Below are 14,960 nucleotides of genomic sequence, written 5' to 3'. Positions count from 1 at the left end.
CGCGCCTACTGCTGGCCGGCGACGGGCGGGGCGACCGCCTCGGCGTCGACGACCTCGATGAGCTCCGGCGTCCACGTGCCGCCCTCGTCGACGAGGCGCACCTGGAACATCGGCTGGATGAGCGCGTGGTCCTCGGCGCGGATCGTGAGCTCGCCCTTGACCGACTCGAAGGTCCAGCCCTCGAGCGCCCCGATCATGGCCTCGACGTCGCCCCGACCCTCGGTGATGGCGTGCACGAGCATCTGCGCGCCGACGAAGCCGTCGACCGTGAACAGGTCGGCCTCGTGCCCGGCCTCCTCGAGGTACGCATCCATCGCCTGGGCGGCCTCGGTGTCGGTGGCGCCCGGGAAGTAGTGGTTCAGGAACTGGATGTCGGCGGAGCCGGGGCCGTAGGCCTGGTACGACGCGCGGTCGGCAAGGCCGGTGACGACGGTGGTGTCGGCGAGCACCTGCTGCTGCGCGAGCGCCTCCCACATCGCGCCGGTCGTGGCGCCGGCCCACGCGACGAACACGAGGTCGGGCGACGCGGCCGAGATTTGCTGCGCGAACGGCGTGAACTCGGTGGCGTCCTCGGCGACGAGGATCGGCGTGACCGTCGCGCCCTCGGCGCCGAGCACCGCCTCGACCGAGGCGACGTTGCCCTGGCCGAACGCGTTGTCCTGCGCGAACACGACGATGTTCGAGCCCTCGACGCTGTCGAGGAAGGTCGCGGCGGTGGCGACGTCCTGGAGCGTCTGGCGGCCGGAGCGGAAGGTCTGCTCGTTGACGCCGGTGATGGCGTCGGCGGCGGCGGGGCCCGAGAGGAAGAGCACGTCGTTCTGCGCGGCCTGCTCGGCGACGGCGAGCGAGACGCCCGACGCGGCGGAGCCGCCGATGATCTGGAAGCCCTGGCCGATGAGGTCCTTCGCCTGCGTGACCGCGGTGTCGGGGTTGCCCTGGTCGTCGACCCACTCGATCGTGAGCTCGACGCCGTCGATCTCGCCGGTGCCGTCGGTGGCGTAGTCGAGGCCTGCCTCGAAGCCCTGCTGGTAGGTCTCGCCGTACGCGGCGAGCGGGCCGGTGATCGAGGTGATCATGCCGACGTTGACGGCGACCGACTCGGCGGCGCCCTCCGAGCCGTCGGTGGATGCCTCGGGGGTGGCCGTCGTCGGCGCGCACGCCGTGAGCGCGAGCGCCGCGATGGCGATGCCCACGCCTGCGAACTTCGTTGTCCTGCGCATGAGATGCCTTTCGAGCAGTGGGAGCCCCTGGGGCGCAGCTCGGCGGGCGAGCACGTCCTCGTGCGGCTTCACGGTGTCGGGAACTGACCAAACCTGACAGGTGGTTCAGGTTTCAGGTTCCAGCATGCGAGTCCGCGCCGCCCGTGTCAAACCGGTGCCGCGACCGTGACCGGATCGTGACCCGGCGCATCCCCTCCTCGGCGCTCCACGAGCGCCGCGAGCCGCTCGTAGGCGGCGGCCGGGATGCCCAGCTGCGGCAGCACCGAGTCGCGCAGGCGCTGCGACTCGAAGACCTCGTGGCCGTGCAGCACCGTCACGCCCCCGTGCTCCTCGAGCACGGTCGACGCCGTCACCGGGGGCCGACGGCCGCCCTCCTGCCACTGCCGCTCGACGATGCGCGCCGGGCGCTCGACGTGCAGGTACTCGCCCACCACCACCGGCCGGCGCACGCCGCCGCGGTGCTCGAAGCGGTAGCCGCCGCCCGTGCGCGCGTCGATGGCGCAGCGGGTCATCGGCATGCCAGGATCCGGCAGCCACAGCGGCACGAGGCGCGGGTCGGTCAGCGCCTGCCACACGGCCTCCGCCGGCGCCCGGAAGCGCACCGCGTAGGAGATCGAGCGCTCGTCCGGCAGCGCGACCGCGAGCGGCTCGGCAGCACGGAGCGGGCCGCCGGCGCGCAGCGCCGCGGCGTCCATCCAGCGCTCGAGCGGCGCGTCGGCGCGCAGCGCCGCCAGGAGCGCGCCCACCCCGAGCGCCGCGACGACGAGCACCGCCCAGCCGGACCATCCCTCGACGAGCGCCGGCGCCTGCGGCGCGACCGCGAGCAGCAGCGCGTGCACGAGGGCGGTCGCGAGCAGCACCGTGACCGGCGCGGTCCCGGCCGCGAGCGCGGGGGCGAGCGCGCGCCGCACCCGCGGGCCGGCCGAGGCGCCGCCGAGCCCCGCGGCGCCGATGACGGCGAGCGCGAGGCCGCCGGCGCGCACCGCCTCGGCGGCCGTGCCGGAGCCGGGCATCGCGACGAGCTGCAGCACGGGTTCGCCGCCCATCGCGCGCAGCACCCCCGGCATCCCGAGCAGCTCGCGCGCCGCGGTCGCGTCGCCGAGCGGCAGCACCGCCGGCACGAGGTGCGCGAGCGCGAGCTCGCTCGTCGCGATGGCGGCGGCGGCGAGCAGGAGGCCGACGACCAGGAGCGCGCCGTGCAGCGCCCGCTCCCGGCCGCGCTCGCGCGCCGAGAGCAGCAGCCGCCCGGCGAGCATGCCGACGAGCACCCACGGCAGGAGCATGAGCGCCGCCCACGGGTCGCCGACGAGCAGCACGCGCACCGACTCCGCCGTCGGCCCCCAGGGCGATCCGGGCGGCGCGGGGCGGAGCGCGTCGCCGACGGCCGCGAGCAGGAGCCCTCCGCCGGCGGTCCACGCCGCCGCGAGCGCCGCGAGCGCCCACACCGGCAGCAGCAGCGCGGCGGCCGCGAGCGCCAGCGCGACGCCGAGCTGCGCGAGCGGCGCCTGCAGCGCGGTCGCGACCGGCAGCACCCACAGGTCGGCGCCGTAGAGCCACGCGTCGATCGGGGTCCCCCAGCCGCCGAAGGCGAGGTAGGCCGAGCGCACGAGCTCGAGCCACGCCCCGAGCGCGAGGGCGGCGCTGCCGACGAGGCCGAGCCAGAGCCCTCGCGTGAGCGTCTCGCGCGCGGCCGCCGCGCGGTGGCGGGCGGCGAGGCGCGGCCGCACGGCGAGCACCGCGCAGCAGCCGGCGAGCACGGCGAGCAGGGCGACCGGCGGGCCGTCGAGCAGGAGGCCGAGCGGCGCGCCGGCGTGCTCCCCGCTCCGCAGCAGCGTGGGCGCCGCGACGAGGCCCGCGATGGCGACGAGCCACGCGAGGTCGATGCCCACCGCTCGCGCGCCGCCGCCCACGGCATCATCCTGCACGACCACCCGCCCCGCGCGGGCCCGGATCGCTGAGGATCCGCTCAGCCGTGCGCGCGGTCGGCCGCCGGCTGCTCCGGCCGCGGACGATCCCCCGCCGCGCGGTCGGCCGCCCGGCCGACGATGCGCTCGAGCGGCCCGCGCCCGTCGCCCGCGGCGAGCGCGGCCCCGATCGCGAGGGCGACGGCGACCTGCACGGCCCACGCGGCCCATCCGGCGCCGAGCGCCGGCGCCGCGTCCTGCAGGAGCACGAGCATCGCGGTGAGCAGCAGCACGTGCAGCACGTAGATCGTGAGCGGCGCCGCGCCCGCCGCCCGCAGCGGCTCGAGCGCGCGCAGCGCCGGGCGCGGCAGCGCCGCGACCAGCAGCTCGAGCAGCGCGATGACGAGCAGGGCGATGCCGACCGTGCGCGCCATGTCGGCGGGCGTGCCCGTGTGCGGGGCGGCCACCAGCTGCCAGGCGGTCGCCGATCCCTGCGCGGCGCCGTAGCCGTTGCGCAGCAGCTCGTCGCGCGCGGCGTCGTCGAGGGGGCCGGCGAGCAGCCGCATGCCGAGCTCGCTCGCGGCGACGCCGGCGACGACGAGCGCGGCGCCGACGACCGCGAGCTGCACGAGCGCGCGCCGCTCGACGCCGCGGGCGCGGGCGGCGAGCAGCGCGCGGGCGGCGAGCATGCCGACCAGCAGGTAGGCCACCCAGGTGAGCACCGGGTAGACGCCGGTGAGCAGCACGTCGGCAGCGGTGGCGGCGAGGCGCTCCCCCAGCGCCGCGCCGTCGCCGATGCTCGCGGCGCTCGGCAGCCGCTCGCGCGCCGCGACGAGCAGCGAGCCGCCGGCGAGCCACAGCACGGTCGTGACCCCGGCGAGCAGCCACGACGGCAGCAGCACGAGCACCGCGGCCAGCATGATCGCGACGCCGAAGGGCACGAGCACGACGTAGACGGCGGCCGCGAGCGGCCCGATGATCGCGCCGAGCAGCGCGACGAGCGCGCCCCGCACGAGCGTCGAGCGCAGCGCGCCCCAGCGGTCGCCGGCGGCGAGCCGCGCGCGGGCGGCGAGCACCACGCTCACGCCGCCGAGCACCGCGAAGAGCGTCGACGGCGGCCCGTCGACGAGTGCCGCGACGCCGTCGGGCGGGGGCGGCTCGGCCGCGAGCAGCGTGTGCGCGGCCATCATCCCCACGACGGCCAGCAGCCGCGCGAGGTCGACGCCCACCAGGCGCTCGGAGCCGCTCACACGACCATCGTGCCGCACTGGCCTCGGCGCGCCCCACGCATCCGCCCAGGACGCCGCCGGAGCGGTCAGCCTCGGCTCGAGCCCTGCTCCAGCCACTTCTCGGCGCGGTGCTCGGCGATCACGCGGCGCGCGGTGCCGGTCTTCGAGCGCAGCACGAGCGACTCGGTGCGGATGAGCGGGCCCTTGCGGCGCACGCCGTCGAGCAGCTGGCCGTCGGTGACGCCGGTCGCGACGAAGTAGGTGTTGTCGCTCGCGACCAGGTCGTCGAGGCCCAGCACCCGGTCGAGGTCGTGGCCCGCGGCGACGACCTTGCGGTGCTCCTCGTCCGACTGCGGCGACAGGCGCCCCTCCATGAAGCCGCCGAGCGCCTTGATCGCGCACGCGGTGATGACGCCCTCGGGCGTGCCGCCCGCGCCGGCGCAGATGTCGATGCGGCTCTCCCAGCGGGCCGCGTTGATGCCGCCGGCCACATCGCCGTCGCGCATCAGCCGCGTGCCGGCGCCGGCCGAGCGGATCTCCTCGATGAGCTCGGCGTGGCGCGGGCGGTCGAGCACGGCGACGACGATCTCGCCGACGTCCTTGCCCTTGGCACGCGCGAGCTCGCGGATGTTGTCGCCGATCGACTGGTCGAGCGAGATGACGCCGATCGCCTCGGGGCCGGCGACGAGCTTGTCCATGTAGAACGCGTCGATCGGGTCGTACATCGTGCCGCGATCGGCGACGGCGATCACGCTGAGCGCGTTCTGCCGGCCGGCGGCGGTGAGCGAGGTGCCGTCGATCGGGTCGACGGCGATGTCGGCCGACGGGCCGCGGCCGTTGCCCACGTGCTCGCCGTTGAAGAGCATCGGCGCCTCGTCCTTCTCGCCCTCGCCGATGACGATGACGCCGTCGAAGGCGACCGTCGAGAGGAACGTGCGCATGGCGTCGACCGCCGCGCCGTCGGCGGCGTTCTTGTCGCCGCGGCCGATGAACGGCACCGCGCGGATCGCGGCGGCCTCGGTCGCGCGCACCAGCTCCATCGCCAGGTTGCGGTCGGGGTTGTCGAAGACCGGGGCCTTCTGAGCGTCGGGGTGCTGCGCCACGGTGTCCTCCATCGGTGAGCCTGCTTCGAGCGTAGTGAGCGGATGCGCGCGCCCCGCGCCCGACGCGGTGAAAGTCCGGCGGTTCCTTCGCGGGCCGCACGGGGGCCGCACGCGACAGACCGGGCCGGGGTGTCGCGGGTCCCGGCCCGGTCTGGGTGCGCATCCGGGCGGATGCGCGTCGTCGCGATGCGACGGTCGGTGCGAGTCAGTGGCCCGGGGCCACCGACTCCACGTCCTCGTCCTTCTCGGACTCGAGCAGCGCATCCGCCTTCGCGCTGAAGAGCTTCGTGCCGAAGAGCATCGCCGCCGCGAGGAACGCGAACACGCCGAGCGAGACCACGCCCCACGCCCCCGAGTCGGTCGGGACGGCCTCGTTGATCGCCGTGCGCATGATCGGGGCGACGAAGCCGCCCAGGTTGCCGAGCGAGTTGATGAGGCCGATGCCCGCGGCCGCCGCGGTGCCCGTGAGGAACGCCGTCGGGTACGACCAGGTGATCGGGCCCACCGAGAGGAAGCTCGCGACCGCGAGGGTGATGAACAGGATGCCGAGGATCGGCTGCCCGTTCGCGCCCGCCCAGGCGGAGCCGAGGATGAACAGGCCCGTCGAGATGTAGAAGAGCGTGCCCCAGTTGCGACGACGGGCGATCGTGTTCGCCGCCTTGCCGAAGAAGTAGCAGGCGAACAGGCCCACGAGCCACGGGATGGCGGCGACGAGGCCGACCTGCCAGCCGACGTCCTGGCCGAGCAGGTTCGCGACCTGCTGCGGCAGGTAGAAGGTGGTGCCGTAGACCGCGATCTGCAGGCAGAAGTAGATGATGGTGAAGTACCACACCTTCCAGTTGCCCATCGCGCGCCAGATGCCGCTCGGGCCGTCGGACTCGCGCACGGAGTCCTCCTTGGCCATCACGTCGATGAGGGCGTCCTTCTCCTCCTGGTTCAGCCACTTCGCGTCCTGCGGGCCGTTGATGAGGAAGAAGATCGCCGCGATGCCGGCGGCGACCGCCATCATGCCCTCGACGAAGAACATCACCTGCCAGCCGGCCCACGGGGTCACCTGCTCGCCGAAGCTGATCAGGCCGCCCGAGAGCGGGGCGCCGAGCATCTGCGAGAACGGCTGCGCGAGGTAGAAGATCGCGAACATCTGCACGCGGTGCTTGTTCGGGAACCACTCGGAGAGGAAGAGGATCACGCCCGGGAACAGGCCCGCCTCGGTGACGCCGAGCAGGAAGCGCAGCACGATGAACGACGTGTCGTCGGTCACGAACGCGAACGCCGAGGCGACGAGGCCCCACGTGATCGCGATGCGCGCGAGCCAGAAGCGCGCGCCGAACTTCTTCAGCAGCAGGTTCGACGGGATCTCGAAGATCGCGTAGCCGATGAAGAAGATGCCGGCGCCGAGCGCGAAGGCGCCCGCCGAGATGCCGCGGTCCATCTGGAGCGCGTCCTCGGCGAAGCCGACGTTCGTGCGGTCGAGGAAGGCGACGAAGTACAGGATCACCAGCATCGGCATCAGGTGCTTGGCGGCCTTCTTGATGGCCGAGTCGAGGGCGGGGTTGCCCTGCGACTTCGGCTGCAGTGTCGTATCGGACACGGGACTCTCCTTCGAGTGCGGTGCTTCGGTTTCGGTCAGTTGAGGACGGACGGGAGGATCAGCCACAGGCCGACGCCCACGAGGACGACGCCCAGGGCGAGGAAGAGGATGCGCGACTTCGACCAGGAGCCCATGGCGGTCAGTGCATGTAGAGGCCGCCGTCGACGTTCAGGGTCTGGCCCGTCACGAATCCGGCGTCCTCGGAGATCAGGTAGGCGATGGCGGCGGCGATGTCGCGGGGCGTGCCGATGCGCGGGAGCACGCCGTCGGCCGCCATGGCGGCCTTCCGCTCCTCGGTGAGCGTGCCGCCCATGATGTCGGTGTCGATGGGGCCGGGCGAGATGGCATTGACCGTCACGCCCTGCGAGCCGAGCTCGCGGGCGACGGAGCGCGTGAAGCCGATGACGCCCGCCTTGGCGGCCGAGTACACCGTCTTCGAGAACGTGCCGCCTCCGCGCTGCGCCGAGACCGACGAGAGGCTCACGACGCGGCCGACGCCGTGCTGCACCATCGACTCGACGGCGCGACGGGTGGCGTAGTGGACGCCGTTCATGTTGATGCCCATGACGCGGTTCCACTCGTCGGCCGTGACCTCGAGGTAGGGCACCGGGCTCGACACGCCCGCGAGGTTCACGAGCGCGACGATCTGCGGCAGGGCCGCCTCGAGCTCGTCGTACGCGGCGCGCACCTGCGCCTCGTCGGCGACGTTCGCGCCGGCGCCGGCCGCCTGCACCCCGTGCTGCTCGGCGATCTCGGCGGCGACCGCCTTGGCCGCGTCGGCGTCGAGGTCGATGATGCCGACGTTCCAGCCGTGCTCCGCGAGGTAGTGGGCGGATGCGCGGCCGATGCCGCGCGGCGAGGCCGCGCCGGTGAGGACGACGGTCTTGGACTCGGGGAATGCGGTGGCCATGTGCCGATGCCTTTCGTGGATCAGTGGATGGGGGCCGGGCCGAGCTCGTCCATGAGCTGCTTGATGGCCACGTACGCCTTGTTGCGGTAGGCGATGAGCTCTGCGGTGCGCTCCGCCGGCACCTCGAGGTAGCCGGCGCCCGACTTGGTGCCGAACTTGCCGGCGTCGACGAGCTCCTTGAGGGAGTCCGGCGTCGCGAAGCGCTCGGGCCAGCGCGTCTGCAGCGATGCGTAGCAGAACGCGTAGACGTCGAGGCCGGCCATGTCGGCGATCGCGAACGGCCCGAAGACGGGCAGCCGGAAGCCGAACGTCGTGCGCACGATCGTGTCGATGTCGTCGGGCGTCGCCACGCCCTCCTCCACGAGCTGGGTGGCCTCGTGGAAGAGGGCGTACTGCAGGCGGTTGAGCACGAAGCCGGTCGCGTCGCCGACGCGTGCCGTCTCCTTGCCGGTCGCCGCGACGATCTCCTCGACCACGGGGAGGATGGCGGCATCCGTGCCCTCGTGCGCGATGAGCTCGACGCCCGGGATGAACGGCGCCGGGTTCGAGAAGTGCACGCCGAGGAAGCGCTCGGGGTGCTCGACGGCCTCGGCGAGGCTGCCGATCAGGATCGTCGACGTGTTGGAGCCGATGATCGCGTCGGGGCGGGCGGCGGCCGAGATGCGCGCGAGCGTCGCGTGCTTGATCTCGATCTTCTCGGGCACCGCCTCCTCGATGAAGTCGGCGTCGGCGACGGCCGACTCGATCGACTCGGCGGCGGTGAGGCGCGCCTCGATGCGCTCGACCGCGTCGGCGGGGAACAGCCCGTCGGCGGCGAACTGCGCCGCCTCGTCGAGCAGCCGGGCGCGGTTCTGCTGCGCGATCTCGGCCGAGATGTCGGCGATCTGCACGTCGTAGCCGGCGAGCGCGAGCACCTGGGCGATGCCGCCGCCCATGTAGCCGGAGCCGACGACGGCGATGGTCTTCGTGGTCATGGTCTCAGCCCTTCGGGAGGAGCGAGCGCAGGTAGCGCTGGTTGGTGGAGCAGTTGCCGAGGCTGTCGCCGCCGTAGTGCTCCATGAGGAAGATGCCGTCGAAGCCGAGCGCGAGCGCGTCGCGCACGACCTGGCGGTAGTTGATGAGGCCACCCTCCATGGTGGAGGGCACGCTGGTCGCCCACGAGCCGTCGGCCGCCTCGTCGCGCGTGTAGTTCTTGACGTGCCAGTAGTTGGCGTACGGCAGCGTCTTCGCGTGCATATCGCGCCAGTCCTCGATCGGCCGGTGGAGGCGGATGAGGTTGGCGATGTCGGGGTTGAGGCCGACGTTGTCGAGCCCGATCTCCTCGACGAGGCGCACGGCCGAGTCGGCGGTGCCGAGGAAGGTGTCCTCGTACATCTCGAGCGACATCTTGAGCCCCACCTCGGCAGCGTGCCGGCCGAGCTCGCGCAGGCGCGTCACCGCCGCGGTCCAGAGCTCCGGGTCATCCGGGTCGTTCGTCGGGCCCTGCGCGGTCCAGAACCACAGCGCCTTGCGCTGCGCCTCGCTGAACGGCTCGTGCAGGCCGGTCGAGAACACCTCCATGCCCCACTCCGCCGCGGCGTCGATCGTGCGGTGGGCGTAGGCGAGGTTGCGCTCCTCGTGGCCGGGCATGATCACGCTCTGGCGCTGCAGGTGCACCGAGGGGATGCGGATGCCGTGCGAGTCGAGGATCGAGAACAGCTCGTCCTTGCGGCTCGCCTCGAGGTCGGCGGGGCGGATGTGGCTGTCGGCGAGCTCCGCGAGCGAGAAGCCCACGTCGGCGACCTGGGCGAACGCGTCGTCCCAGACCGCAGGGTCCGCGTCGTGCAGGGCGACGCCGTCGGCCGAGACGGCGGGGATGCCGTGCAGGCAGGTGGCGATCGGCCAGGTCTCGGCGGTGAATGCTGGCTGCTCTGCCATCTCGTCTGCTCCGTTGCAATCCGCGGGCGCGATCTTCGCCCTTGAAAATATCCTATAGGAAAACTAGTCAGATAACGCGGCGGGCGCAAGCGCGCGCTGAGCCCGGGCGTGTCCCCCACGCCAGTGCTGGCCGGCTCAGGACCCGGCGGCCTCGTCGCGCACCGAGCGCGTGCGCACGCCCTGGATGTGTGCGCGCATCGCCGCCGTGGCGGCGTCGGCGTCGCCGCGCTCGAGGGCGTCGAGCACCCGCGCGTGCTCGGCGTGCGCCTCGCGCACGTCGCTCGTGCCGCGAAGCACCGCCTGCCGCAGGCGGTGCGTCATCGCGCCCAGGTCGTCGTGCATCGAGATGAGGTAGCGGTTGCCCGCTGCCTCGAAGATCGCGCGGTGGAAGGCGGAGTCCGCGTCGAAGTACTCCGCCGTGGTGCGCACGGGCACGTCGGCCCCCGCATCCATCGCCTCGACGATGCGATCGGCGCACTCCTGGTGCCGCTCGTGCGCGACGCGCAGCCGCTCGAGCAGCTGGGCGGCCTTCGGCGCGGCCAGGCGGGTCGCCTCGACCTCGAGCATGAGGCGCGCGTCGAACAGCTCCGCGAGCTGGTCGGGCCCGAGCGGGGGCGCGACCCGGTAGCCCTTCAGCGCCTCGCGCGTGACGAGGCCGGTGCGCTCGAGCTGCACCATCGCCTCGCGCACGGGCGTGGGCGAGACGTCGAGCTGCTTCGCGAGGGTATCGATCGAGAGCCGCGAGCCCGGCTCCACGTCGCCCTCGAGCAGCAGCTCGAGGATGAGGTCGTAGACCCGGTCGCGGAGGCCGCGGCGCTCGAGCTCGCGCACGCCGCGGAACGGCAGCTGGGTGGTCATCGTGCCTCCTGGAGTGCGAGCGCCTCGTCGAGGATGCGGCCGAACGCCGCGGGGTCGTGCGCGAAGCGCCCGAGGAACATGCCGTCGACGCTGTCGGCGATGCGCGGCAGCAGCCCGGGGCCGGCGCTGCCGCCGTAGATGACCTGCGCGTCGAGCGGGTCGTCGGCGAGGTGCGCGCGCAGCGCCGCCCCGACCGCGCGGATGTGGTCGTCGCCGGCGGGCTCCGGTGCGCCGATCGCCCAGACGGGCTCGTAGGCGACCACGAGCCGGCCGGTCGCGCCGGCGCCGCGAGCGAGGGCGAGGGATGCGTCGAGCTGGCGGATGCAGGCGGCCGCGGCCGCGTCCGGTGCGCCCCGGTCGGGCTCCCCGATGCAGAGCACCGGCGCGATGCCGTGCCGCAGGGCCGCCGCCACCTTCCGCGCGACCGTCTCGTCGGTCTCGCCGAACATCGCACGGCGTTCGGCGTGGCCGATCTCGGCGAGCGCGACGCCGTGCTCGGCGAGCTCCGGTGCCGACACCTCGCCCGTGAAGGCGCCGGCGTCCTCCCAGTGGAGATCCTGCGCGCCGACGAGCATGCCCGCGTGGGTGGCGATCGGCACGACCTCGGGGATCGAGGGGAAGGTGGGGATGACGAACGGCTCCACGAGCCCGCCCTGCACGGCCGGGTGCTCGGCGCAGATCGCGGCGACCGCGCGCGTCCACTCGAGCGTGCGGGCGCGCCCGAAGTACATCTTCAGGCTCGAGCCGATCAGCATCCCCGCCATCCGGTCAGCCCTCGTAGGCGCAGATGTCGTCGACGTTCGCCTGCGAGTGGCTGGCGGGGTCGAAGGTGTAGGTCAGCCACTCCTTGGCGAGCCGGCGCGCGAGCTCGATGCCCACGACGCGCTGGCCCATGCAGAGCACCTGCGCGTCGTTCGAGAGGATCGAGCGCTCCACCGAGAACGAGTCGTGCGCGGTGACGGCGCGGATGCCCGAGACCTTGTTCGCCGCGATCGCGACGCCGAGGCCCGTGCCGCACAGCAGCAGGGCGCGGTCGGCCTCGCCGCGGGCCACGCGCTCGGCCGCCTCGATGGCGACCTTCGGATACGAGGTCGAGCCCTCGGCGTCGTCGACGCCCACGTCGACCACGGAGTCGACGAGCTCGTTCGCCTCCATGTCGCGCTTCAGGATCTCCTTGTAGTCGAAGCCGGCCTTGTCGCTGCCGACGATGAGGCGGATGCCCATGGTCACTGCTCCCTGTCTGTCGTGAGGACGTCGTAGATGGTGCTGCAGATGAGCGCGAACGAGACGGCGCCCGGGTCGGGGGTGCCGATCGACTTGTCGCCGTGCGACTTGGCGCGGCCGAGCGTCGCGGCGAGCGCGGCGGTCTCCTGCGCTGCCTCGTCGGCGACGCCGGCGGAGTGGCCCCACGCGTCGCGCAGGCGCTGGCCGTCGGCGATGCGTCGGGCGAGGTCGTCGGCGAACGGCACGATGGCGTCGACCATCGTCTTGTCGCCGACCTTGGCCTTGCCGAACGCCATCACGGCGTCCTTCGCGGCGACCACGCCGTCGGCGACGGTCTGCGCCGTCACGTGGCGGTCGTCGCCCACGTGCCTGCCGAGCGTGCGGAGCATCTCGCCCCAGATCGCTCCGGAGGTGCCGCCCGCCCGGTCGCTCCAGGCATCCGCCGCCCGCTCGAGCGTCGTCTGCGCGCCGGCGCCGGCGTGCACGGCCGCGGTCGCGGCGGCGCTGGCGGCGCGCGAGCCGCGCTGCATGCCGATGCCGTGGTCGCCGTCGCCCGCGACGGAGTCCATGTGGCCGAGCTCCTCGGCTGCGTCGTCGATCGCGTCGGCGACCGCGGCGAGCGAGGCGGCGATCACGTGGGCCGCGTCGCGCGACTCGGCCGTCGACTCGGGCACCTCCTGCTCGTCGACCGAGGCGTCGACCGCGTCGGCCTGCTGCTGCGGGGCGACCGAGCCCTTGCGGAAGCCCGCGGTGTCGGCGGGCGCGCACCACAGGCGCTCGAGCTCCTCGTCGAGCCACAGCAGCGTCAGCGAGACGCCCGCCATGTCGAAGCTCGTGCAGAGCTCGCCCACCTCGGGCTCGACGATCGTGAGCCCGCGCTCCTCGAGCAGCGCGTGCACGCGGCGGTAGACGACGAACATCTCCTCGTACTTGACGCTGCCGAGGCCGTTCAGCAGCGGCACGACGCGCGCGCCCTCGACCTCGACGCCGTCGGGCACCTCGTCGAGCAGCTTGTCGACGAACAGCTGCGCGAGCTCGTCGGCGGTGGGCACGTCGACCTCGTCGATGCCCGGCTCGCCGTGGATGCCGAGGCCGACCGCCATCTTGCCCTCGGGCACGGTGAAGAGCGGCTCGGAGGCGCCCGGCAGCGTGCAGCCCGAGAAGGCGACGCCGAACGAGCGGGTGCGGGCGTTGGCGGTCTGCGCGATGCGCTCGACGCCGTCGATGTCGTAGCCCGCCTCGGCGGCGGCGCCGGCGGTCTTGAAGACCGCGAGGTCGCCCGCGATGCCGCGGCGCTGCTCGAGGCGCTCCTTCGGGGCGCTCCAGATGTCGTCGGTGACGGTGACGGTGCGCACGTCGATGCCCTCGGCGCGCAGGCGCTCCTGGGCCTGGTCGAAGTGCAGCACGTCGCCGGCGTAGTTGCCGTAGCTGAGCAGCACGCCCTGGCCCTGGTCGGCCTGCTTCGCGATGGCGTAGACCTGCTGCGCCGACGGCGAGGCGAAGAGGTTGCCCATCGCGGCGCCGTGCGCGAGGCCGGGGCCGACGAGGCCGCCGAAGGCCGGGTAGTGGCCGCTGCCGCCGCCGACGACGAGCGCCACCGTGGGCTCGTCGGCCCTGGTCGAGCGCACGACGCCGCCGGGGGCTGCCTGCACCCAGCGGGATGCCGCGGCCGCGAAGCCCTCGATCATCTCGTCGGCGAACTGGGACGGATCGTTGAACAGTCGCGTCATTGCGCTCTCCTCGCATAGGAACCCCGGAGCGGGGCGGGCACTCCTCGGAATCCTATAGGAAGTTGGGTTCCCTGTCACGTCGGTCGGCCCATCCGACCGTGCGCATCCGCCGGGGCGGCCGCATGCCCGGCGACCTAGACTGACGATGTTCCCGCGAGGCCGCGACTGGCGGTCCGCGACCCGACGAGTCAGGAGCCGCAATGCCCGTCGCAACGCCAGAGCAGTACGCAGCGATGCTCGACAGCGCGAAGGCCAACGCCTTCGCCTACCCCGCCATCAACGTCTCGTCGTCGTCGACGATCAACGCCGTGCTGCAGGGCCTCGCCGAGGCCGGCTCCGACGGCATCATCCAGGTCACCACCGGCGGCGCCGACTTCTTCGCCGGCCAGAGCGTGAAGAACCGCGCCGGCGGCGCCATCGCCTTCGCCCGCTACGTCACCGAGGTCGCGAAGGCCTACCCGATCACGGTCGCGCTGCACACCGACCACTGCCCGAAGGACGCGCTCGACGGCTTCGTCATGCCGCTCCTCGAGGCGAGCGAGGAGGAGGTGCGCGCCGGCCGCGCTCCCCTGTTCCAGTCGCACATGTGGGACGGCTCCGCCGTGCCGCTCGAGGAGAACCTCGAGATCGCGAAGCAGATCCTCCCCCGCACCGCGGCCCTCCACCAGATCCTCGAGGTCGAGATCGGCGTGGTCGGCGGCGAGGAGGACGGCGTGAGCCACGAGATCAACGACCAGCTCTACACGACGCTCGACGACGCGATCGCGACCGTCGAGGCGCTCGGCCTCGGCGAGCAGGGCCGCTACATGGCGGCGCTCACCTTCGGCAACGTGCACGGCGTCTACAAGCCGGGCAACGTGCGCCTGCGGCCCGAGCTGCTCGGCCAGATCCAGGCGGGGCTCGCCGAGAAGTACGGCACCGGCCCGAAGCCGCTCGACCTCGTCTTCCACGGCGGCTCCGGCTCGACCGACGAGGAGATCGCCGAGGCGGTGCGCAACGGCGTCGTGAAGATGAACATCGACACCGACACCCAGTACGCGTACACGCGCTCGGTCGCGCACTCGATGTTCTCCAACTACGACGGCGTGCTGAAGGTCGACGGCGAGGTCGGCAACAAGAAGGTCTACGACCCCCGCTCGTGGGGCAAGGCGGCCGAGACCGCCATGGCCGCGCGCGTGGTGTCGGCGACGCAGCAGCTCGGCTCGGCCGGCTGGTCGGGCAAGTAGCGAGAACGCACGAAGCGCCCCTCCGCGGAGGGGCGCTTCGTGCGTTCT

At 73.2% G+C, this 14,960-nt stretch carries 13 protein-coding genes; 1 reads left to right on the top strand and 12 read right to left on the bottom strand.

Features of this window, described 5'->3' with window-relative positions; all coding sequences use genetic code 11:
* Positions 1-5: 5 nt before the first annotated feature.
* The 12 genes from MU522_RS08360 to MU522_RS08305 form a co-directional block, all read right to left on the bottom strand.
* On the bottom strand, positions 6-1,220 hold the full coding sequence (locus MU522_RS08360) for a substrate-binding domain-containing protein (protein ID WP_246990596.1): 1,215 nt from the start codon (positions 1,218-1,220) through the stop codon (positions 6-8).
* A 146-nt stretch (positions 1,221-1,366) separates the two neighbouring features.
* Positions 1,367-3,145: an SRPBCC domain-containing protein gene (locus tag MU522_RS08355; RefSeq protein WP_246990595.1), complete on the bottom strand. Its 1,779-nt coding sequence runs from the start codon at positions 3,143-3,145 to the stop codon at positions 1,367-1,369.
* A gap of 41 nt (positions 3,146-3,186) precedes the next feature.
* The gene (locus tag MU522_RS08350; protein WP_246990594.1) at positions 3,187-4,374 is read right to left on the bottom strand and encodes a heparan-alpha-glucosaminide N-acetyltransferase domain-containing protein; all 1,188 of its coding nucleotides are present in this window, start codon (positions 4,372-4,374) and stop codon (positions 3,187-3,189) included.
* A 65-nt stretch (positions 4,375-4,439) separates the two neighbouring features.
* Entirely contained in the window at positions 4,440-5,468 is a 1,029-nt protein-coding gene (gene glpX / locus MU522_RS08345) for a class II fructose-bisphosphatase (protein WP_246990593.1), read from the bottom strand.
* Positions 5,469-5,661: 193 nt separating this feature from the next.
* Positions 5,662-7,047: an MFS transporter gene (locus MU522_RS08340; protein ID WP_246990592.1), complete on the bottom strand. Its 1,386-nt coding sequence runs from the start codon at positions 7,045-7,047 to the stop codon at positions 5,662-5,664.
* A 139-nt stretch (positions 7,048-7,186) separates the two neighbouring features.
* The gene (locus tag MU522_RS08335) at positions 7,187-7,957 is read right to left on the bottom strand and encodes an SDR family oxidoreductase (RefSeq protein WP_246990591.1); all 771 of its coding nucleotides are present in this window, start codon (positions 7,955-7,957) and stop codon (positions 7,187-7,189) included.
* Between the two features lie 20 nt (positions 7,958-7,977).
* Entirely contained in the window at positions 7,978-8,931 is a 954-nt protein-coding gene (locus tag MU522_RS08330; protein WP_128190340.1) for a 3-hydroxyacyl-CoA dehydrogenase family protein, read from the bottom strand.
* A gap of 4 nt (positions 8,932-8,935) precedes the next feature.
* Positions 8,936-9,874, bottom strand: coding sequence for a sugar phosphate isomerase/epimerase family protein (locus MU522_RS08325; RefSeq protein WP_128190339.1), 939 nt, complete (start codon positions 9,872-9,874; stop codon positions 8,936-8,938).
* 135 nt (positions 9,875-10,009) lie between these two features.
* Complete coding sequence (locus MU522_RS08320; RefSeq protein WP_128190338.1) at positions 10,010-10,732, bottom strand: GntR family transcriptional regulator; 723 nt, start codon at positions 10,730-10,732, stop codon at positions 10,010-10,012.
* The gene (locus MU522_RS08315; protein WP_348645591.1) at positions 10,729-11,496 is read right to left on the bottom strand and encodes a triose-phosphate isomerase family protein; all 768 of its coding nucleotides are present in this window, start codon (positions 11,494-11,496) and stop codon (positions 10,729-10,731) included. Before MU522_RS08315 ends, MU522_RS08320 begins: the two co-directional genes overlap by 4 nt.
* 4 nt (positions 11,497-11,500) lie before the next feature.
* Positions 11,501-11,956: a ribose-5-phosphate isomerase gene (locus tag MU522_RS08310; protein WP_246990590.1), complete on the bottom strand. Its 456-nt coding sequence runs from the start codon at positions 11,954-11,956 to the stop codon at positions 11,501-11,503.
* Positions 11,957-11,958: 2 nt separating this feature from the next.
* Complete coding sequence (locus tag MU522_RS08305) at positions 11,959-13,686, bottom strand: dihydroxyacetone kinase family protein (RefSeq protein WP_246990589.1); 1,728 nt, start codon at positions 13,684-13,686, stop codon at positions 11,959-11,961.
* Between the two features lie 200 nt (positions 13,687-13,886).
* On the opposite strand from MU522_RS08305, the gene fbaA reads away from it, so the two are divergent.
* Positions 13,887-14,912, top strand: a complete 1,026-nt coding sequence (gene fbaA / locus MU522_RS08300; protein ID WP_146357123.1) for a class II fructose-bisphosphate aldolase — start codon at positions 13,887-13,889, stop codon at positions 14,910-14,912.
* Positions 14,913-14,960 lie beyond the last annotated feature (48 nt).

Origin of the sequence: Agrococcus sp. SCSIO52902, from assembly GCF_022983135.1 — a bacterium.
Lineage (GTDB): Bacteria > Actinomycetota > Actinomycetes > Actinomycetales > Microbacteriaceae > Agrococcus > Agrococcus sediminis.
This window is presented reverse-complemented; position numbering and strand designations above follow the sequence as displayed.